Below are 20,626 nucleotides of genomic sequence, written 5' to 3'. Positions count from 1 at the left end.
TAACAGTCAGAGGGACTAGAGAGAGATAATGACGGCCAAACAGAAACTGAGTAAACGGGATAACAGTCAGAGGGACTAGAGAGAGATAATGACGGCTAAACAGAAACTGAGTAAACGGGATAACAATCAGAGGGACTGGAGAGAGATAATGATGGCCTAACAGGTCCTGAGTAAACGGGATAACAACCAAAAGAGGGGATAGAGATGACGAAGTTGCAGATAAAGACTGAGCGAATGGGATAACAATCAGAGGGACTGCAGAGAGATAATGACAGTCAAAGGTTCTAGAAAGAGATTTTAGGTGAGAGGAGGGAGGAAAACAGAGGAACAAACAGAGGAACAAGAGAGATATTTCGTGACGGTGGTTTCAAGGAAGCCTAACAAAAAAACGGGTATGAGGCTGCCCAAAAACAAATATAACTATTCATTCCCGAATGGGATGAATGTTCTTTGATAAAATAAAGGAGTAGTTTTATAATAATGAAGCTGATGGCTCATGATGATTTCGGAGGAAACTTATATGGAACTTATACAGAAAGCCGTTTTGGTCGGCGTTAACCTTAATCAACATACCGATTTTGAGTATTCCATGCAGGAATTGGCCAATCTGGCGGCCGCATGCCACGTGGAGGTAGTGGGGGAACTGACCCAAAATTTAACTCGTGTGAACCCTTCCCATTACATTGGGACCGGGAAAATTCAAGATGTGCTTTCTCTGATTGCGGAGAAGGACGCCAACATGGTGATTTTTAACGATGAACTCTCCCCATCGCAAATTCGTAATTTGGAAGCAGATCTTGATTGCAAGGTGATTGACCGGACTTTGCTTATATTGGACATTTTTGCAGAACGTGCGAAGACGAAAGAAGCACAGCTGCAGGTAGAGGTTGCCCAATTATCGTATATGCTTCCCCGCCTCATCGGATTAAGAAATTCGTTGGGAAGGCAGAGCGGGGGAGTAGGAACGAGAAACAGGGGGGCCGGAGAAACTAAGCTGGAGCTGGACCGCAGAAGGATTGAGGAGAGAATATCCGCTCTTAACAAAGAATTGGAATCGCTTGTCGCTCATCGACAAACCCAACGGAAGCAGCGCCGCAAAAATGAAATTCCGGTTGTTTCGTTGGTAGGCTATACCAATGCCGGGAAGTCGACGATTATGAATGCCATGGTGGAGTTGTTTAGCCCTTCTGCCGAGAATAAACAGGTTTTTGAGAAGGATATGCTGTTTGCCACTCTGGATACTTCAATTCGCAACATTACCCTTCAGGATAATAAATCTTTCTTGCTGACGGATACGGTCGGATTTGTGAGCAAGCTGCCGCATCATCTGGTCAAAGCCTTTCGTTCTACGCTGGAAGAGGCCGCCGAAGCCGACTTGCTCATTCACGTGGTGGATTACTCCAACCCTTACTACGAGCAGTTAATAAATATAACTAATGAAACCTTAAAGCAAATAGGCGTAAAGGACGTCCCGACAATTTATGCCTACAATAAAGCCGATTTAACGCAAAAAAAGGTTCCCGACGTGCAGGCGGAGGCGGTGTATTTATCCGCTAAACAGAGAATAGGCATAGAAGAACTGGTCGGATTGATCGGTAGTCATATTTTTAAAGATTACGTCTCCTGTGTCATGCTGATTCCATATGATCAGGGCCAGCTTGTTTCTTATTTCAATGAAAAGGCGCATGTACTTGCCACCGAATACGAGCAGGAAGGAACCAAATTGACTCTGGAATGCAAGAAGGCTGATTGGGATAAGTATCTGCATTATGTCATCTCTGAAGAATAATACCAGATTCGGAGTTGACAGAAACCAAGGCAAGATGGGGCGAATAGGAGTTTATGAGGAGTACGGTAAGAGGAAGATAAAGGGTTAGGGACAAGAGAAAATTGAGAAGATGGGAAAAGAAAGATAGAGGTTAGGGACAAGAGAAGATTGAGAAGATGGGAAAAGAAAGATAGAGGTTAGGGACAAGAGAAGATTGAGAAGACGGGAAAAGAAAGGTAGAGGGTCAGGTACAAGGGAAGATAGAGAAGATGGGAAAAGAAAGATAGAGGTTAGGGACAAGAGAAGATTGAGAAGACGGGAAAAGAAAGATAGAGGGTCAGGTACAAGGGAAGATAGAAAAGATGAGAAAAGAAAGGTTGAGGGTTAGGGACAAGAGAAAATTGAGAAGATGGGAAAAGAAAGATGGAGGGTCAGGGGCAAGAGAAGATTGAGAAGATGAGAAAAGAAAGATAGAGGTTAGAGACAAGAGAAGATTGAGAAGACGGGAAGAGAAAGATAGAGAAGATGGGAGAAGAAGAACAGGGAGGATGCTGTAAAGCTGCATCCTCCCTTGAACATCCTAACTGTCCATCCGTCGCGTGTTATGAAGGTTCACGGGATGGTGTAGATTTCGTGCTGATTTATTTTTTATAAATGTCGTACCCTTGCGTTGTATAACTGTCCTTTAATTGTTGAATTGATGAAGAGCTGCTGAAGCTGATGCTTTGCAGATGACTGCCGCTTGGATCCAGCGCTTTAACCTGGATGCTGTAAAATGGAACCTGGCGTGCCTGCAAAGTGTTCAGGATGGCCGCCGCTTTATCGATAAATTGTTCCTTGGACAATTTATCGTACTCTTCGCTGAAGGGGCCGAAGGAAATTACATAGCTCAACTTCGCGCTTTCGCTTCTTCTAAGGGCTGTCGCTTTGTTCCGCCTCTCGGGATCATATGAAAGATGATAGTATCGGTCGTTGATTTCATCTTCTGTTATGTTAAGCTCCGATGCCGGCTTTGCATCGATTGCCACGGGAGAGAAGTCGATCGCGGCGGTTATTTCGGTCTTCATGTCTGCGCTTCTTTCGTACAAGAATAGCGACTCCAGCACGTATTTATAGTAGTCATCGACCTGCCCATCAGGATCAAAGCCGATTGTCGCAGTCTGCCGGACTCCATTCAATACATACTCAAATTGTCCATAGTGCCGTTTGTCTTTGAAGTTAAACACAACTCCCTTGAAGCTCAACACCCCTTCTTCATAGGTCTTATTTACGTAATCCTTGCTTTTGACCATCGCTTGGACATAGCCGACAGGGTTGCCGCTTAGAGAAAAGAAGGCCATACAGCTTGCGAACAACAGGGCGGCAGATATGATCCAAAAAACGGTTCTCCATATTTTCCCAATTTTGCTTTTGATCAATACGGCAGCAAGGACGCCGGTGATGGATGTAAGGAAAGTCATCACTGTGAAGAAAGGAATATAACTGGAGGAGTGGTTCTCGCTTAATAATCCACCTATGATTCCAAATCCGATGGAAGATAACAGAATCGGCCACGATTTGCCATAATACAGTCTGCAAACAAAAGGGACGAGGATCAGGAAAGGGATCGTAGACAAAAACTGAACCCCGGCGCCATGAATAATACTGGACATAAGCATGGCCATCATCACTCCGGCCAGCTTGATCTTCTGCTGATACCCCGCAAGCTGCCCCATTAATCTATCCAACTGTTTGTCATCCGGCTGGATTGCTTTCTGTTCCTCATAATCCTGCTTGATCATTTCATAATAGCTTCTGCATTCCGCACATTCCGTAATATGATTTTTTACCAGTTCCGCACTATCTTCGTTAGCCAGCTCTTCTACATACAAAGGAATTAAGTCTTTGACCAAATTACAGGTTTTCATAAGCGTACTCCTTCCTGAGCTTTTCTTTGGTGCGGTAATAGTTGACCCGGCAATAATTTTCCGTTCTTCCTATCCTAAGAGCGATTTCCTTGAAGGATAGTCCGTCGATCAGCCTTAATCGCATGATTTCGTTGTGAGGAGGCTCTAAATCATTAATCGTTGCCAGGATTTGCTCTGCCAGCAGCTTGTCGCTGAAGTCATTATGCGTGGCCCATGCCGCGCCTTCCAGGGCATCCAGATCGACTTGCATCTTATTTTTTCTGAAATGCCTATACAGTTGATGCTTTGCTATGCCGAACAGCCAGGTTTTGATGGAGGAGCGGCTCTTATACGTTTCGAGGCTTTTCATAGCTTCCACGAACGTATTCTGAACAATGTCATCAATATGGTCCGGATTCCGGCAATGCTTTGCCACAAACCGATACAGCTCGTGATAATAAACGAGATATATCTGTTTTATGTGATCATACATGCACACACCTCTTCGTCGCTGAGCTTCTTTAATGCCCTATCTGCTTGTTGCAAAAAACCATCGTTCGCTCCCTGATTCCCTATAAACGACTGGTTGAACAAGCTTATAATTATTAGTGCCAGTTTACTATCGTTTTGTTACACCTGCAGAGAAAAATATAGATTATTTTTCTGCGCGATCAAGAATTCGGCCAGTGGAGGAAGTTTGTCGAGGTAAGGAGCTTGGGGACAACCGGATTATTTTGATGCTAATATCGCCGCCTTCAGATGACATTGTCTAATAAAATTCCGACATTCTGGTAATAATCGGGAAGTATGGAATGAACTAGACATGATCTCGAAGGAGGTACTATTTTGAAGCGAAAACCATTCAACCAAAAACATTTAATCGCTGTTTTAATGCTTGGGACGATTTTGTTCGGCGTGGTGTCCTTAGCTTATGTATGGAAAATCAATGCGGTTGAGACAGCCCAGCCGGTTTCGGCAGATGAACCGCTTGTTAAACTGTACGATACCCGCGGCAAAGAAGTCGGTTCGGCCATCTTGACACAGGAGCCGGACGGGGTGCGCTTGCAGCTTAAGGTATCCGGGCTGGCTCCGGGCAAGCATGGCTTCCATATTCACGAGAAAGCTTTCGTTCCATTCGATTTCAAGACGGCTGGCGGACATTTCAATCCGGACGGGAAGAAGCACGGGCATTCCAATCCCGATGGCCATCATCTCGGTGACATGCCTAATCTTGAGGTGAAATCGGATGGCACCGCCGAGGCCGACTTACTGCTCAAAGCTGCGACGTTGGAAAAGAGCGGCGCCTATTCCTTGCGGGGCAAATCCATCATCATTCACGCCGATGAAGATGATTATAAGACAGACCCGGCAGGTAACGCCGGAGATCGCTTGGTTGGAGGCAATATCCCGGAATAAAACGGTACTGGAGCTAAAGGATCGTGAAAGGGTAATGGAAAGGAAACGGATATCGGCTCTCCTAATCCGGGCTTTGAAAGTGCATACCATTTTCATATAATGGAAATATCAACAGTTGGCTTCTAAAGAAAATCCGGCACACATAGGCCAGGAAATCATCTGAACTAACGAACCATACTACAGGAGGCATTGCACATGAAAATAGTCGCGATTGTCGGCAGCATTCGTAAGGAGTCCTACAACCGAAAGCTGGCGGAATATGTGCAGAAAAGATACCAAGCGAAAATGGACATAGAGGTTCTGAACATCAAGGATCTTCCTATGTTCAGTGAAGACATAGAAAATGACCCTCCGTCGGAAGTCAAACAATTTCGCGGCAAGGTCGCGGAAGCCGATGCGGTCCTATGGGTCACTCCCGAGTATAACTACTCCATTTCCGGTGTACTGAAGAATGCGATTGACTGGTTATCCCGCGGGGACAAAGTTCTGATCGGCAAACCATCCTGGATCATGGGCGCCTCCATGGGGGCGCTGGGCACGGCTCGTGCTCAAGGGCATTTGCGCGATATTTTATTCTCGCCGGGAGTATCCTCTCCGCTTCTTCCAGGCAACGAAGTATATGTCGGTGCCGTTCATGAGAAAATCGATGCGGCCGGAAATCTGCCCCACGAACCAACCGTTAAGTTTCTGGATACGGTAGTGGACAATTTTATTCAGTGGTTCAACCGCCAATCCCAATTAATGAAACAATAAAATAGACTGTAATGAGATAATGGGATAATGAGATACTTAATCAACGAAGCGCTTTGGCTTGCTTGGCCGGAGCGTTTTTTTTATTTGAACGAAATCGTGAAACGGATAAATCAGCCAAATACGGACTTTAAATGGAGCATAAATATGATTGTGACAGACGGATATGCGAGAGTGTGGTAAAATAAGAAAAATACTAGAAAACGATAACATTCGGAACTAAAAGGCTAGAAATGGAAAGGTGAAAAATGAGAAAGTGAAAAAATAAAACAGGGAGAGATGCAGAATGGCTATTCCCAGACCGGAATATCCGCGGCCGCAATTGAAACGGGAGCAGTGGCTGAACTTGAATGGAGAGTGGGGGTTCGAAATCGATCATGGACGAAGTGGCCGGGAACGCGGCTTGACCAACCCGGAGTATGCTTTGAGCGGCCGTATTCTTGTGCCGTTCTGCCCGGAGAGCTCATTGTCCGGTGTGGAGTATAAGGATTTTATGGCTGGCGTCTGGTACCAGAGGGCCTTTGAAGTCCCTGCCGCCTGGGCGGAGGGGCGGGTGCTCATTCATTTCGGCGCGGTCGACTACGAAGCCGAGGTTTGGATTAACGGGGAATCTGTCGGAAAGCATAGCGGCGGATATACTCCCTTCGCCTTCGACATTACCCGACAATTGCGTGCGGGCGTTAATGTAGTGACGGTATGTGCGGAGGATGATCCGCGGTCAGGCAGGCAGCCCCGCGGCAAGCAATCCTGCCTCTACCGATCCCACGGCTGCGATTACACGCGGACAACGGGCATTTGGCAAACGGTGTGGCTGGAATGTGTTCCCGATATCAGCATTCGCTCCTTGCGTTATTATCCCGATCCGGAGAATGGCTGTCTTCATTTTGAAGCACAGGTCGACGGTTGGAGGAACGGGGTCCGGCTTAAGGCGGAGGCTCTATATGAAGGAAGTTTCGCCGGAGCGGCAGATATCGGAGTGAGCTCCCCGTCGGTCCGCGTTACACTGCCGCTGTCGACTATCCAGCTATGGGAGCCGGGCTGCGGAAGGCTGTATGACTTGAAGCTGACGCTATCGGACGAATCCGGCAAAGAGTTGGATAGCGTATCCTCCTATTTCGGACTGCGCACGCTTCGACTTGACAGTCATGCCATGCGCATTAACGGCCGGGCTGTCTTCCAGCGGCTGGTGCTCGACCAGGGCTTCTATCCGCAAGGGGTTTACACCGCCCCAACGGATGAAGATTTGCGGCGGGACATCGAGCTTTCGCTTGAACTGGGCTTTAACGGCGCCAGATTGCATGAGAAGCTGTTCGAGCCGCGGTATCTGTACTGGGCCGACCGGCTCGGATATTTGGTCTGGGGCGAGTATGGCAATTGGGGCCTTAACATTTCCGGAGGTAAGGGGCTCTCGACCATGCTTTCCGAATGGTTGGAAGCGGTGGAACGGGACTTCAATCATCCGTCTGTTATCGGCTGGTGCCCGTTCAACGAAACCTGGGATACGGAATGGGGTAAGCAGGACGATTCCACCTTGCGCAGCATCTACCGAATGACGAAGGCGTTGGATCCGACACGCCCGGTTATAGATACAAGCGGGAATTATCATGTGGAGACGGACATTTTCGATGTGCATGACTATGAGCAGGACCCGGAAGTTTTTCGCGCCCATTACGAGCCGATGAAGACGGGCGGCCCGGTCTTTAATGCTTTTCCGGAACGGCAGAAGTACCGCGGGGAGCCCTACTTCGTAAGCGAATACGGGGGAATCTGGTGGAACCCCAACAAAGGCAATGACGATGGCTGGGGGTACGGCAACCGGCCCGCCAGCGAGGAAGAATTCCTGGCCCGGTATGAGGGACTGACCAGCGTTCTGATGGACCATCCGCTGATGCTCGGGTTCTGCTACACTCAATTGTATGATGTCGAGCAGGAGGTTAACGGCCTGTATACGTATGACCGGAGGCCGAAATTTCCGTCCGAAGTCTTCCGGGCCATTCATTCACGACCGGCGGCCATCGAGAGGAAGGATGCGGCGGGAGGACAGTCCCGGTAGAAACCGACTCGAACGGCAGAAGCTTAATAATAGATTGCTCTAATAAAGAACCTCTGAACCGTATGGATGGCGGGAGCAGAGGTTTTTTTGCACGACCCGGACCAACCGGATTTAAACCCAGTCCGCAGATAATGAAATAGTTAAAATATTACAAATGCTTGTCATGAAATTACCATTTCTTTTAACCGAAAAAACGACTAGGATGAAATTGGTAACGCTTTCAAATTCTGAGGAAAAGATTATGGGGAAGGAGGGCAATGATAGATTGTCGGTCCAAAATCTATAAACAGGAGGCGATGATGTATGAGTTCGTATTTCTACAAACAATTACGTGCAAAGCTGTCTGTTATTATGGCCATTATGCTCACGGTCACGATGTTTCCCGTCCCATTCGCCGGTTCCTTGCTCGTCCATGCCGAGGCGGCGGAACCGCCGGCTGAATACACGTACATGTTTATCGATGCCTACTCGGGAGACTCCAATCTCAGGGTGCTCGGGGATATTAACGAGAAGCCGATCACCCGCAAAGTAGATCTGTACGGCACCTCGATCGCGGCGGATGCCGTCGGCCAGTCTCGCTCCTTCGAGTTTGATGTACCGCGGACAGGCTATTACTTGCTGGAATTTCAAGGCTATCTCTATAAAGCCGCCGGAAATGGCGACCTCTTCATCGACGAAGAGAGGATAGGCCGGTATGATTTCTATGATCCGGGAAGCATGTTCGGACCGACCGTTCCTTTGAAAACCGTTTATCTGACCGAAGGGACGCACACCATCACCTTCCAGGTGGCGGGACGCAATCCGATGGCGGATAAAGGCTCTAATTATTCCTTGTATCCATATAAATTTTCACTGATTGAACAGGAAGGGCTTCCTTCTCTGCAATTAAGTGTGTCTGCGGCAAAGCAGATATTATTAATGAATGAAACGACGAGCGTGCAGGCATCGGTATATAAATCGGACGGCACGCCGGTTAATCAGACAACGTTCTCTTATGCGAGCGAGAATGATCACATTGCCAGTATTGATGAAAGCGGTTTAATTACCGGATTGGCTGAAGGCTCATCCGTCATTCACGTTCAGGCGGAGGCTGACGGGCTTAAGGCTGTCCAATCATTGAATATTCAAGTGGTGAATGCGCTATTGGAAAGCGTGGAGTTAGGAATGGACGGGGGGCCGCTTCCCTTAATGGGGACGAGGCAGCTCCATGTCAGCGGCATGTTAAGCAATGGCGCCGACGCGGATTTGTCAGGAGCGGAGATGGTCTTTCACAGCTCGGACCCGCAGACGATTCGGGTCGATGAGACCGGTCAGGTCACCGGATTAAAGAAAGGAACGGCGGTCATTCAGGTGCAGGTTACATTGGCGGGCAGAATCGTAAGCGCCGAATTGCCGATCGAGGTGACGGACAGCCGGCTTGCCGGGGTGCAGCTCAAGCTGGATAAGGATGACGTGGTGCAATCCCAGTATGTGAAGGCTTCGGTGGAAGGGGTATTGGATAACGGGGAGAAGGCTGATCTGTCCCAAGCCGAGATTGTATTCACAAGCAGCAATGATCAGGTTTTGCTGAAGAAGACGGAGGGCGGATTTTTCAAGGCAGTCGGTGTAGGGGCGGCAGCGATCACTGTCGATGTCACTTTTGCCGGAGTTACTCAATCTGACGGGGTAACCGTGGAGGTAGGAGAATTGACAAGCTCCAAAACGAGAAGCACCTTCTATACCGAAGAGAAAGTGGCCAATGCGAGGAACAATGTGCAGCAATACGAATGGGCCAAGGGCCACCGGTCGGGAGCGGTGAGCGCGGCGGCCAAATATGTGGAGGCCGGATGGGACTTTCTATGGAAATCCGTTCCCCCTCAAACATTGCCGCGAAGCTATGCGGTCAATCAGCCGCTAGGCAGCCCGGTGTCGGGCAAGGAAATCGATAAATGGGGGAATTATCCGTATAAGGCGGATCCGTTCAACGAACCCTGGAAGCTGATCGATCCGAGCGCGGTAGACGAGAACGGTAAGAACTACCGGTATCCGACGAACGATTTCAAGTCCTATTATGAGAGCGGACTGGATGAACAGGGGATCTTCCGCCGGGAGCTGGCCGACCCTCAATATTTGGTCAATGAGCTTTATCCGGAGAAGGGGGAAACCTGGGGTGTCGACGACGGCTACGGCTGGGTGGATGAGAACGGCAATTACTACACCTTTATATCGTACTATACGCATTGGCATTTGTGGTATAGCAACGGAGTTGTAGTGGATGCGATCAAAGCGCTGCGGGATGCATATATCTTCACCGGGGAAAAGCAGTATGCCCAAGCGGGGATCGTGCTGCTCGACCGGATCGCGGACGTCTACCCCAGTCTTGATTTGCGGGTGTTCGACCGGTCGATCTATTGGCATTCCGACGGAGGAAGGGCCGGCGGCAAGGCGGTCGGTTCCATATGGGAAACGGGACTGGTGAAGGAATTTATCAAGGCCTATGACGCTTTCTTCCCGGCGATGGACGATCCCGAGGTGATGGACGAGGTTCTCGTATTTTTACAGCAGAAGGGCGAGCAGTATAAGCTTTCGTTCAAGGATTCGGCCACGGGAATCCGCAAAAATATCGAGGACGGAATTTTGAAGGAAGTGTATCCGAACGTTAAAAACGCCAATATTTTTGGCAACAACGGCTTCCATCAAAGCGCTTTGGCTTTAGCGGCGGTGGTGTATGATACATTGCCGGAGACGAAGGAATGGCTGGACTTCAATTTCCAGAGCGGCGGTCTGCTATCGAACCCTTACCGGGTAACAGGAGGCAATATTCTGGCCGGACTCGTCAATACGGTAGACCGGGACGGTCACGGCAACGAAGGGTCCCCCGGTTATAATCGTCTGTGGATATCCTCCTTTTTGGAGGTCGCCAACATTCTGGAGGGATATGACAAATATCCGGAAGCGGACTTGTACCAGAATGTGAAATTCCGGAAAATGTTCTCGGCCATGTACCCCTTGACGATGCTGGAGAGGTATACTCCTTCGATCGGGGATACGGCGGCCGCGGGAAATCCCGTGCATGTTCTGGATCTGGCACAGATGATCCGGGCCTACGAAGTGTATAGGGAGCCCATCTTTGCCCAACTGGCCTATTTCTTGAATAACTACAGAGCTTCCGGCATTCATGGCGATGTGTTCACCGAAAATCCGGAGCAGATCGGCAAGGATATCGAAGCGGTGATTGCCGAGATCGGACCGCTTGATTTGGAAAGCACCAACCTGTCCGGCTTCGGGTACGCAGGCTTGCGTGACGGCTTCAAGACCGTGCCTCAGTACGGAGAGAGCCTGTTCTTCATGGATATGGAAGTAATCGAAAGCACAATAGGCTATCGATTCTTCGATTCGAACTCGACGGTTCAGTTGGAAGCCAATGAGCCCGGACATTCGATCACCTTCGCTTTCCCGGTGACGGCGGCCGGCGAATACGATGTGCTGCTGCGTCCGTGGCGCGCTCCTTCCTACGCCAGATATAACGTATACATCGATGATCAATTCGTCAAGGAAGTCGATTTCTTCGGCTCCTCGAAGGAATTGGAGCTGTTGGGCACGTTGACTCTGGAAGAAGGGAAGCACCAAATTTCGTTCCGCTACAGCGGAATAACGGACGGCGCCAGCAATTACAAAATGGGAGTGACCGAGCTCAGGCTGCAGGAACCGCAGGACGACGACCAGCCGGAACCGGTGGACACGCAGCGCGGAATGTGGATGTATTACGGGGTTTCGTCCGGACACGGGCACCGGGATACTCTTAATCTGGGCATTCACGCATTCGGCCTCGACCTGGCGCCCGATCTCGGTTATCCGAAATTTGCCGATGCGGTGGATATGCATCGGGCGCAGTGGATGAACAATACGATCAGCCACAATACGGTGGTCGTTAATAAGAGAAAGATGGCTACACAGGTCGTATCGCTGCCGAAGCATGTGGATCTGAACGGCGGCAGGGTGCAGTTGATCGACGTGGAGGCACCCAAGGTATATCCGCAGACATCGCAATTCCGGCGGACCTCCGCCATGATTCGGGTGGATGGCGACAATTCGTATATCGTCGATTTCTTTAAAGTTCAAGGCGGCAGCGATCATCATTTCAGCTTCCACAGCATGGAAGGGGAGGTGACGACGGAAGGACTCGATCTCATACCTCAGGCGGATGAGAGCGGTCAATATGTCGGCACTTACGCCGGACCGGATGTGCCGTTCGGCCAACGGGTAGACGATGTGGACGGACCGGGGTATATGGGCAGCGGCTTCCACTGGCTGAAGGATGTGGACCGGGCTCAGAATCCGACCGCGCCGTTCAGTGTGGATTGGAATGTGAAAGACACGTGGAATATATACGGCGGCGGGGCCGGAGCGAATACGGACGTTCACCTGCGGCTGACCATGCTGACTCCGCTGGATGATGCGGCGCTGGCCGACGGGTTGCCGCCGGACAACAAGCCGGGGAATCCGAAGGAAATCCGCTATTTCATAGGCCACCGCAGCGGCACTAATCTGGACAGCTTGTTCACTTCCGTTATCGAGCCCTACAAGGGCAGCCGGTTTGTTCAATCGATAGAGAAGGCAGAGGTGCGACAAGGAGAGAATGAAGCGGATGGCAGTAAGGTGCAGGCGGTCAAAGTCGTTCTGGAGAATGGGCGGACCGACTACATCGTCTATTCATTGGATTCCTCGCAGGAATACATTATCGACGATCAATTCCGGTTTCAGGGATTCTTTGGCCTGTACTCGGTCATGGACGGCAAGCAGGAGTATGCGTATGTGCATGACGGCACAGCCATCCGTCCGCTGGATTCCGAGGCGGAGCCCGTCCGGGCCAGGCTGACCGGTACCGTCACCGACTTCACCCGCGAGCTTTCGGTCAGCAATGAGCTCCTGGTAACGATGGATTTAGAGGGGATGCAGCCGGAGGACCTGATCGGCAAGTGGCTGTTTGTCGAGAATGACCAGGTTCGCAACGCCGCTTATCAGATCAGGGGCATCGAAGGGCTGGGCGGCAATCAGTACAGCCTCAAGCTCGGCGATATTACATTGATTCGCTCCTTTGCAAATGTCAATGACTTCAGCAAAGGCTATATATACGATATCGCTCCCGGCGCTGCGTTCGTTATTCCGCTGTCCCATGAGCAAGGTGCTGTACCGGAACCGGTAACTTTGGAAGCGGTAGCCTGGCAGCTGGAGGAATATATTTCTGCCGGCGATATCCTTAAGCCGCTTACCGTTCAACTCCGCAACAGCCTGAAGCAGGCGGCGCATCATTTAGGCAAGCAGCATCTGCCGCAGGCGAGCAAGAGCCTGGAGGATTTCCTCAAGCATATGAATAACCCGGCTCATCGGGACAAAATATCCGAAGCCGCAATGGCTAAGCTTGGTGCGGACGTGCAAACGTTGATCGCGGGCCTGGAATAGCGCGGGGCGGCTTAACGCTGAGAGCAGCGGGTCTGGGCGGAATCGCCCGCGCCTCTCCCGGTGAGCATCGCGGAGCTGCCTGGCGGATCATCAGATCCAGCCGCAAACGGCAAAGTGATAAAAAGTAAACAATACCCCGTCAGGTCATGAACCTTGGCGGGGTATTTTTTTGCAGATTAAGCGTACAAGCTTATTCGGTTCTAATTTAAAACCGGACGTTTTTTGCTGCTAGTGCCTTTTTAATCGGGGGGCTGTGCTAAATAATCCGGTTTTCGATTTTTCTGCACCGCTCAGCACCGGAGATTCTCGTCTTCTGTGAATTCTGTTGGGACAGCCTCGTTACGTCCGCCGGATTGGGGAAAAGACAAGCAAAACTACAGGTCTTTTTCGGAAAAAGCCGCGCAGTGCCTTATTCTAAAACGATAATGCAGGTCCTTGGAGCGGTTTTGTGCGGAATGGCCCCATTTAGAGAAAAAGACCTGCACATTTGAGCGTCTTTCGCCTTCTTTTTGGAAAAAGGCACGATTTTAATGCATTTTTGCTCGTCTTTGCGGCGTGTTTTTTCCGACCCGGGTGCGACGTGCGGCTTTCCCTTGCTCATCAGCAGTCGGATTTTTCCACCTTTTTATCCCGATTTGTACGTGTATTTGCTTTTCTGTTCTTTGTACACTAGGAATCGATGCTTCGTCGAAAGGAAGGTGAAAACATGCGGTACGGCAGAAAAGGGAAAACGCTCGTCAACCATCTGGTGTTTGTCGGACCGGCTTTTATATTCTTTGCTCTCATCGTCGCCATTCCGTTTGTGATGGGGATGATCTATTCGTTTACTTCCTGGAACGGAGTCAGTGGAGAAGTGCAGTGGGTCGGCTTCGAAAATTTCAAAAAGATATTTACGAGCGATAAGCAATTTTTTGCTTCATTCTGGTTTACGATCCGTTTTACGGTTGCGGCTGTCCTGCTATCTAATGTGATCGGTTTCATTCTTGCGTTGCTGTTAACGGGGCCGATCAAAACGAGAAATATGCTGCGGACCGCCTTCTTTTTACCCAATGTCATTGGCGGATTGATTCTCGGTTTTGTCTGGCAGTTTATATTCGTGAAAGGTTTTCCTTCAATTGGGGAGGCCACCGGAATCGGATTTTTCAAGCTCCCTTGGCTGGGGGATGCATCAACGGCGTTCTGGGGTCTGGTCATTGTGTTCGTTTGGCAGATCGGGGGATACCTGATGGTTATCTATGTGGCGGCTCTGCAAAATATCGACGATTCCCTGCTGGAGGCGGCGCGAATAGACGGTGCCAATCGCATGCAGATTTTGTTCAGAATGATTCTCCCGCTCGTTGTTCCGGCTTTTACGGTTTGTTTGTTCCTGACCTTGTCTTGGGCGTTCAAAGTGTTTGATTTGAATCTGGCTCTGACTAACGGCGGGCCGTATGGATCTACGGAATCGGTAGCCATTAACATTTATCAGGAAGCTTTCCAATATAACCGTTATGGACTAGGCACGGCCAAAGCCTTCCTGTTCTTCCTGATCATCGCGCTGGTGACGACCGCTCAAGTTTACTTTACCAAGAAGAGGGAGGTCGAATATTGATGGAAACCCGGTATCGGCCGCGAACGTTCGTTGCCGAAGCACTGTTGATTGTGATCGCCATCATTTATCTTGTTCCCTTCTATTTTGTGCTGCTGAACTCCTTCAAAACATTAGGGGAAATTATGGTGGATACGGCAGCTTGGCCGCAAGCTTTTACACTCAAAAACTTCTCGGCATCGTGGGAGGCGATAGATTTTCCGAAGGTGCTGCTCAATTCCGTCCTCGTCACTTCACTAAGTGTCACGGGAATGGTGATTATCGGGGCGATGGCGGCCTGGAGGCTGGTGCGCTTTCCCGGGAAGGTCAGCACGGTCCTGTTCATTATGTTTATATCGGCGATGGTTATCCCGTTCCAGTCGATTATGATTCCACTGGTCCAACTGACCAAAAATATCGGGTTGATCAACAGCATTCCCGGCCTGATCGTCATCTATTTCGGCTTCGGAGTTTCGTTTACGATCTTCCTGTTCCATGGCTTTGTCAAAAGCGTGCCGTTAGAAGTCGAAGAGGCGGCGATCGTGGACGGCTGCGGCGATCAGCGGTTATTCTGGTCCATCGTCCTCCCGCTGCTTAAACCGATGATCGTGACCGCTTTGATCTTGAACAGCCTTTGGATATGGAATGACTTCCTGCTGCCTCTGCTGATGCTGCAGGATCGGGAATTGCGCACCATTCCGATAGCGCTCTATTCCTTTTTTGCCCAATATTCCAAGAAGTGGGATTTGGCTATGGCAACCTTGACCATGTCGGCAGCGCCCATCATCCTTTTGTTTCTCAGTTTGCAAAAATATATCATTAAAGGGATCGCTGCGGGTTCAGTCAAGGGATGATCATAGATTATAATGATGAGGAGAGGGGATCGCAGGTGAAAAAATATTTGGCAATCGCTGTCGTCCTGGTTCTAATGGGGACCTTGTTCGCCGGATGTGCAGGAGGCGCGAACAATAGCGCGGGGGACGGCACCAAGCAAGAGGAAGGACAGAAGGGCTCCGGCAAGAAGAAGGAGCTTACCGTGTTCCACTTTAAAGTCAATATCGACAAGGAATTTCAAGAGCTGCTTAATGTCTATAATGAGCAGCATCCGGATGTTAATGTAAGGCAGGAGGTTATCGGCGGCAGCACGGACTGGCGCGCCCTGCTCAAAACCCGCTTCGCCGGGGGAGAGGGTCCAGACATCTTCGTTGTGGAAGGCTTGTCCCAATTGGAAACCTGGAAGAATCAGGTCGTAGACCTGTCCGGGGAGCCATGGGCAGAGAAAGCGTTCGAGACGGCCAAGGCCGGTGCGATGCTGGACGGGAAGTTGCTGGCTATGCCTTACAATATCGAAGGCTATGGATTGGTTTATAACAAAGATATATTCAAGCAGTTGAACATCGAGCCTCCGAAGACGCTATCCGAGCTGCGTGAGGCCGCAAGAACGCTCAAGGAAGCAGGATACATTCCGTTTGCCACGGGATTCGGGGAATGGTGGGTCATCGGAATTCATCTGATGAATGTCGCCTTTGCACATCAGCCGGATCAGGATGCTTTCCTGCAAGGCTTGAATGACGGGTCCGCCCATTTTGCAGACAATCCGGTCTTCCAGCAGTTTAAGGACTTGTTCGACACGATCATTGAATACGGCGATCCGAATCCGTTGACCAATGATTACAACACGCAAGTATCGTTGTTTGCCACCGGCAAGGCCGCGATGATGCAGCAGGGCAACTGGATGGAGCCGCAAGTATTCGAAATCAATCCGGACATGAATATGGGACTGCTGCCCATTCCGATTAACGATGATGCGGAAGCGATGGATAAGCTTCATGTCGGAGTTCCGTTCAACTGGGTCATCAACAAGGATTCCAAAAATATTGATGAAGCCAAGCAATTCTTGAATTGGCTCGTGACCGATGAAACGGCACAGAGCTATATGACCGAGAAGTTTCTGTTCATCCCTGCTTATAATCATATCGAAGCCGACAATCTCAAAGGCTTGTCGCAGGATGTTATGAATTACTCCAAAGCCGGTAAGACATTGCCGTGGGTATTCCCCAAATGGCCTGAAGGGGTAGATAATCAGTTCAGTTCGGCCATGCAAGGCTATGTAGGCAAGCAAAACAGCTACGAGGAAATGCTGAAGCAAATCCAGTCCTCCTGGGATGAGTTGAAAAAATAAGGAGCCCCTGGGTCTTCATCAGGCTGTATCAAGAGAAAACATGCCCATTCCATCTATGGATACATGGCGCATGTTTTCCCTCGTTTTACGAAAAGGATGATCTGACATGCTTCGTTCGAGTATTCGCAACAAGTTAATAGCTCTCTTGCTTCTGGTAGTGGTGATTCCTTCGGGTATCTCCATTCTGCTGACTTATCTCCATACGGTAAAATCGACGCGGGAGCAAACCATACAGGAAAATATGCGCCTTCTGTACCAGGGCAAGAACAATATCGAGAATTATTTGGAAATAGTAGACCGACTGACGCTCTCCGTCTACAAGCATCCGGATTTCATGAACGTGCTGACGACGGGAAACCGGATGAATGATTATGAAAGCATCCAAACGATCAAAAAAATACTGTCCTCAATGTATCACTTCAATGATGATATTGAGCAGGTTTTCTTGTATTTGGACAAAAGGCAGCAGGCGTACTCGGTCTCCAAAAAATATGTGTTTAACGCCAAGCATCTGGACATCCGCGAGCACCCGGTGTTCGAGCCTGCGTCCGCAACCCGGGGTCATTCCTGGCTGGAGCCCCCGCATGTCATGACCCATTACGGAATCGGCGGACAGATTGTCGACAATCCATCCATGGTGTTCAGCCTTCACCGATTGCTGGCGAATTACCCGGATAAGACGCCGCTAGGCTATTTATCGATCGATTTTAGTACAGAGACGGTCCATCAGTTAAGCGAGCATCTGTACGATGAGGACAAGGAGCAGTTGTTTCTGGTGGCGCCGGGCGGGGTGGTGTTCTTCTCATCCGGTGAAGCCGATGAATCCGGCGAGTCGGCCGGGATGGGAGAATGGCTGAGGGCGGTTGAAAACGCTTCGACAGATAGCGGTTATCTCCATTGGCGCGATGACGAATTCAACGGAGTGATTTTCTTTGAGAAGCTGTCCGAGTCCGTAGGCGGATTGTATTTGGTCAAAAGAATACCGAACGAGGTCATGTTCGAGAGTGCGCAGAAGATGATCCGGATGAATATTGCCATCGGCTGCATTATGCTCGTTCTGGTCATTGCCGCGACGACGCTCGTCACCTTCCGCATCACCTCGCCGATTCGCATCCTGCTTCGCACCATCCGCCGTGTAGAGAAGGGGGATATGGATGTGGACTTCGGGGTGCAGAGCCGGGATGAAATCGGCCTGTTAAGTTTGCGCTTCCAATCCATGATCCATACGATCAAGCATTTGCTTATGCGCGAGCAGCGGCTGGAGCTGCAGAACCGAACGAATCAGTTGAAGGTGCTGCAATCGCAGATCAACCCTCATTTTCTGCATAATGCCCTGCAGTCGATAGGCTCGCTGGCGGTGGACAAAGGAGCGCCCGAGGTGTATAAGCTCCTACGTTCCCTATCCTCCATCATGCGTTACAGCATGGAGACAGAGGAAAATCTGGTTCCGCTGTCCAAGGAAATAGAGCATGTGCTGGCTTATCTGCACCTGCAGCAGGAGCGGTTCGGAGAACGGCTGTCCGTCGAGGTACAGATCGATGATAGGGCCAGAAGCTGCATCGTGCCCAAGATGATTCTGCAGCCAATCGTCGAAAATTACTTCAAGCACGGCTTCCAAGCTTCCAAAAAGGCCGGGAGCCTGCAGCTGGAAGCGGCTTTGCACGAGAGCGGGGAGCTGCAATTGATGGTGCGGGATAACGGTCCCGGTCTGACGGAGACGGACCTTAACCGTTTGCAGAAAGGACTGAACGAAAACCATCTCGGACATGAGCTGAAAGGAATGGGACTGACGAATACGAATAACCGTCTGAAGCTCTATTTCGGGGCAAGGGCTCGTCTTCGCCTTGAACCGACGCCGGGCGGGGGATTGACCGTTTGGCTGATACTCCCGGCCATTACGGATGCATCCGAGCTGGAAGGAGGGATGAACGATGAAGGTGCTGCTGATCGATGATGAACGGCATGCCCGTTCCGTCTTGAAGAAGATGGTGGATTGGAGCGCAGCAGGAGTAGCCACACTTTTGGAAGCGTCTGACGGGGAGGAGGCCATAGCTGTCATCGAACGGGAAAGGCCGCAGATCATCCTTACGGATATGCGTATGCCCGGCAAGGACGGGGTTTCGCTGCTGGAATGGCTGGACACCTGTCCTTATCCTCACAAAACGATCGTCATCAGCGCTTATAGCGAGTACCATTATATGCAGCAAACGATCCGATACGGAGGCTTCGATTATTTGGTCAAGCCGGTGGACCCGGAGGAGGTTGCGGAGAGAGTACGGAAAGCGGCGGAGGAGTGGCGGGAGGAAGAACGGGAACGGCTGGAGAGCATCGAGAATCGGATTCGGGTGAACGAAGTCACCCCGCTCTACTGGGCCCATGCTTTTGCCCAATATGCCAAACAACCGGATAACGGGTCCGTATTGTTAACCCGCCTGCAAAGCGAATTCGGTTTTGTTCCCGGACAAACTCGGGGCCGGGTCGGGCTGATCGCTTTCGAGCCGGCTGCCGAGAGGGTGCGGGAGAAATTTCGCGACCGTGTCGATTTGCTCAGGTTTGCGGTGGAGAATATCGTCAACGAAATGATCGGTTTCCCGGAGAAGGGGCTTGCCTTTGCCATGCTCGGGGAGGAGGGCTTCGTGCAAATCTTGATGAAGGATACGGGCATCGAGTCTCTATGGTTAGGTAAAATAGGTGCCGCTGTGCGCAGGATTCTGGGCGTGGAGATCGAGATCATTCTTGGCGAGGAAGGGCCTTTTCCCGGTTTTCTGCAAGAGATCGGTTCCCCGCTTATAGATATTTACATGCATCGCAATTTGCTGAAGCCCCGTACGGAATACGTATATACCCGAGCGGATATGGAGGAAATGAAGGGCAGGCCGCTTACGGAAGGCGGAGACTTGAAGGCCGCCGTTCTGGGCGGAAATGAATATGCTATCCGGCAGCATATCGACTCCCTGATGAGCTCGCTGGAGCAAGGGGGAGGAACGCTCCAGCGCAAGCAAATCGCGATTTGGGAGAAGGAGCTGGATTTGCTGCGGGAGCAGTTGTCAGAGCAGGAAGCGGAGAGCACCCGTCCGCTGGTTTATTGGGCGGAAGACGGGTGGTTCTCTCTGCCCCGATTAAGAGCCGATTTGCTGAACCGGCTTTTGGAGCTGGCCGGACGCGTGTCTGCCGAACGTGAATCGGGGTATAAAGTGATCAAGCAGGTGCGGGAATATATCGACGAACATTACGGAACGCCGGTCACTTTGCAGGAGCTGGCCAGCAAGTTCAGGCTCCATCCCGATTTGCTTGCCAGGCATTTCAAGAGAGAAACCGGCCATAATCTCAAGGATTACTTGACCCGATTGCGCATGGACAAAGCCAAGACCTTGCTGTCCGGCCATACCTTAAGGGTGCATGAAGTTGCAGAGGCCGTCGGCTTCGCCGATGAGAAATATTTCAGCAAGGCGTTCAAAAAACATGTCGGCCTCACTCCAAGCGAATATAGAAAACGCCGCGGAAACGGCGGCTGATGCAGGCGGTATCCAGGGATATGGAAGGGATTGCCAATCGGTTTTAT

At 50.4% G+C, this 20,626-nt stretch carries 13 protein-coding genes; 11 read left to right on the top strand and 2 right to left on the bottom strand.

All coding sequences use genetic code 11. The annotated features are described in order from the left end of the window. Positions 1-520 precede the first annotated feature (520 nt). Together hflX and ACTHRH_RS20100 are read left to right on the top strand one after the other, a co-directional pair. Positions 521-1,789 (top strand): GTPase HflX, encoded by a 1,269-nt coding sequence (gene hflX, locus ACTHRH_RS20105; protein WP_440417343.1) that lies wholly within the window; start codon positions 521-523, stop codon positions 1,787-1,789. A gap of 193 nt (positions 1,790-1,982) precedes the next feature. Further along, the gene (locus tag ACTHRH_RS20100) at positions 1,983-2,156 is read left to right on the top strand and encodes a hypothetical protein (protein ID WP_440417341.1); all 174 of its coding nucleotides are present in this window, start codon (positions 1,983-1,985) and stop codon (positions 2,154-2,156) included. 253 nt (positions 2,157-2,409) lie between these two features. Here the strand turns inward: ACTHRH_RS20100 and ACTHRH_RS20095 are convergent, their stop codons facing one another. Together ACTHRH_RS20095 and ACTHRH_RS20090 are read right to left on the bottom strand one after the other, a co-directional pair. Further along, positions 2,410-3,675 carry a zf-HC2 domain-containing protein gene (locus ACTHRH_RS20095; protein WP_440417339.1) on the bottom strand — a complete coding sequence of 422 codons (1,266 nt, stop codon included), beginning with the start codon at positions 3,673-3,675 and terminating at the stop codon, positions 2,410-2,412. Continuing rightward, positions 3,662-4,147, bottom strand: a complete 486-nt coding sequence (locus tag ACTHRH_RS20090) for an RNA polymerase sigma factor (RefSeq protein ID WP_379286465.1) — start codon at positions 4,145-4,147, stop codon at positions 3,662-3,664. The genes ACTHRH_RS20095 and ACTHRH_RS20090 overlap by 14 nt, the downstream gene beginning before the upstream one ends. Positions 4,148-4,500: 353 nt before the next feature. Between ACTHRH_RS20090 and ACTHRH_RS20085 the strand changes: the two genes are divergently transcribed. The 9 genes from ACTHRH_RS20085 (at position 4,501) to ACTHRH_RS20045 (ending at position 20,579) form a co-directional block, all read left to right on the top strand. Continuing rightward, a complete protein-coding gene (locus ACTHRH_RS20085; RefSeq protein ID WP_379286467.1) occupies positions 4,501-5,070 on the top strand; it encodes a superoxide dismutase family protein in 570 nt (189 codons plus the stop codon). A gap of 195 nt (positions 5,071-5,265) precedes the next feature. Next, complete coding sequence (locus ACTHRH_RS20080; protein WP_440417336.1) at positions 5,266-5,823, top strand: NADPH-dependent FMN reductase; 558 nt, start codon at positions 5,266-5,268, stop codon at positions 5,821-5,823. A gap of 283 nt (positions 5,824-6,106) precedes the next feature. Then, positions 6,107-7,873, top strand: a complete 1,767-nt coding sequence (locus tag ACTHRH_RS20075; protein ID WP_440417334.1) for a glycoside hydrolase family 2 protein — start codon at positions 6,107-6,109, stop codon at positions 7,871-7,873. A 303-nt stretch (positions 7,874-8,176) separates the two neighbouring features. Then, the gene (locus ACTHRH_RS20070) at positions 8,177-13,315 is read left to right on the top strand and encodes an FIMAH domain-containing protein (protein WP_440417332.1); all 5,139 of its coding nucleotides are present in this window, start codon (positions 8,177-8,179) and stop codon (positions 13,313-13,315) included. A gap of 706 nt (positions 13,316-14,021) precedes the next feature. Next, the gene (locus tag ACTHRH_RS20065) at positions 14,022-14,906 is read left to right on the top strand and encodes a carbohydrate ABC transporter permease (protein WP_144939186.1); all 885 of its coding nucleotides are present in this window, start codon (positions 14,022-14,024) and stop codon (positions 14,904-14,906) included. After that, positions 14,906-15,736, top strand: a complete 831-nt coding sequence (locus ACTHRH_RS20060; RefSeq protein ID WP_144939207.1) for a carbohydrate ABC transporter permease — start codon at positions 14,906-14,908, stop codon at positions 15,734-15,736. Before ACTHRH_RS20065 ends, ACTHRH_RS20060 begins: the two co-directional genes overlap by 1 nt. A 35-nt stretch (positions 15,737-15,771) precedes the next feature. Continuing rightward, complete coding sequence (locus ACTHRH_RS20055; RefSeq protein WP_379286474.1) at positions 15,772-17,064, top strand: ABC transporter substrate-binding protein; 1,293 nt, start codon at positions 15,772-15,774, stop codon at positions 17,062-17,064. Positions 17,065-17,170: 106 nt separating this feature from the next. Beyond that, complete coding sequence (locus ACTHRH_RS20050; RefSeq protein ID WP_440417329.1) at positions 17,171-19,018, top strand: cache domain-containing sensor histidine kinase; 1,848 nt, start codon at positions 17,171-17,173, stop codon at positions 19,016-19,018. Continuing rightward, positions 18,996-20,579 (top strand): response regulator transcription factor, encoded by a 1,584-nt coding sequence (locus ACTHRH_RS20045; RefSeq protein WP_440417327.1) that lies wholly within the window; start codon positions 18,996-18,998, stop codon positions 20,577-20,579. The genes ACTHRH_RS20050 and ACTHRH_RS20045 overlap by 23 nt, the downstream gene beginning before the upstream one ends. Positions 20,580-20,626: the final 47 nt, after the last annotated feature.

Source organism: Paenibacillus sp. SAFN-117 (assembly GCF_051966115.1).
In the GTDB taxonomy this organism is placed as follows: Bacteria; Bacillota; Bacilli; order Paenibacillales; family NBRC-103111; genus Paenibacillus_L; species Paenibacillus_L residui.
The sequence above is the reverse complement of the archived record's forward strand: the minus strand, read 5'-3'. Positions and strand labels throughout refer to the sequence as shown.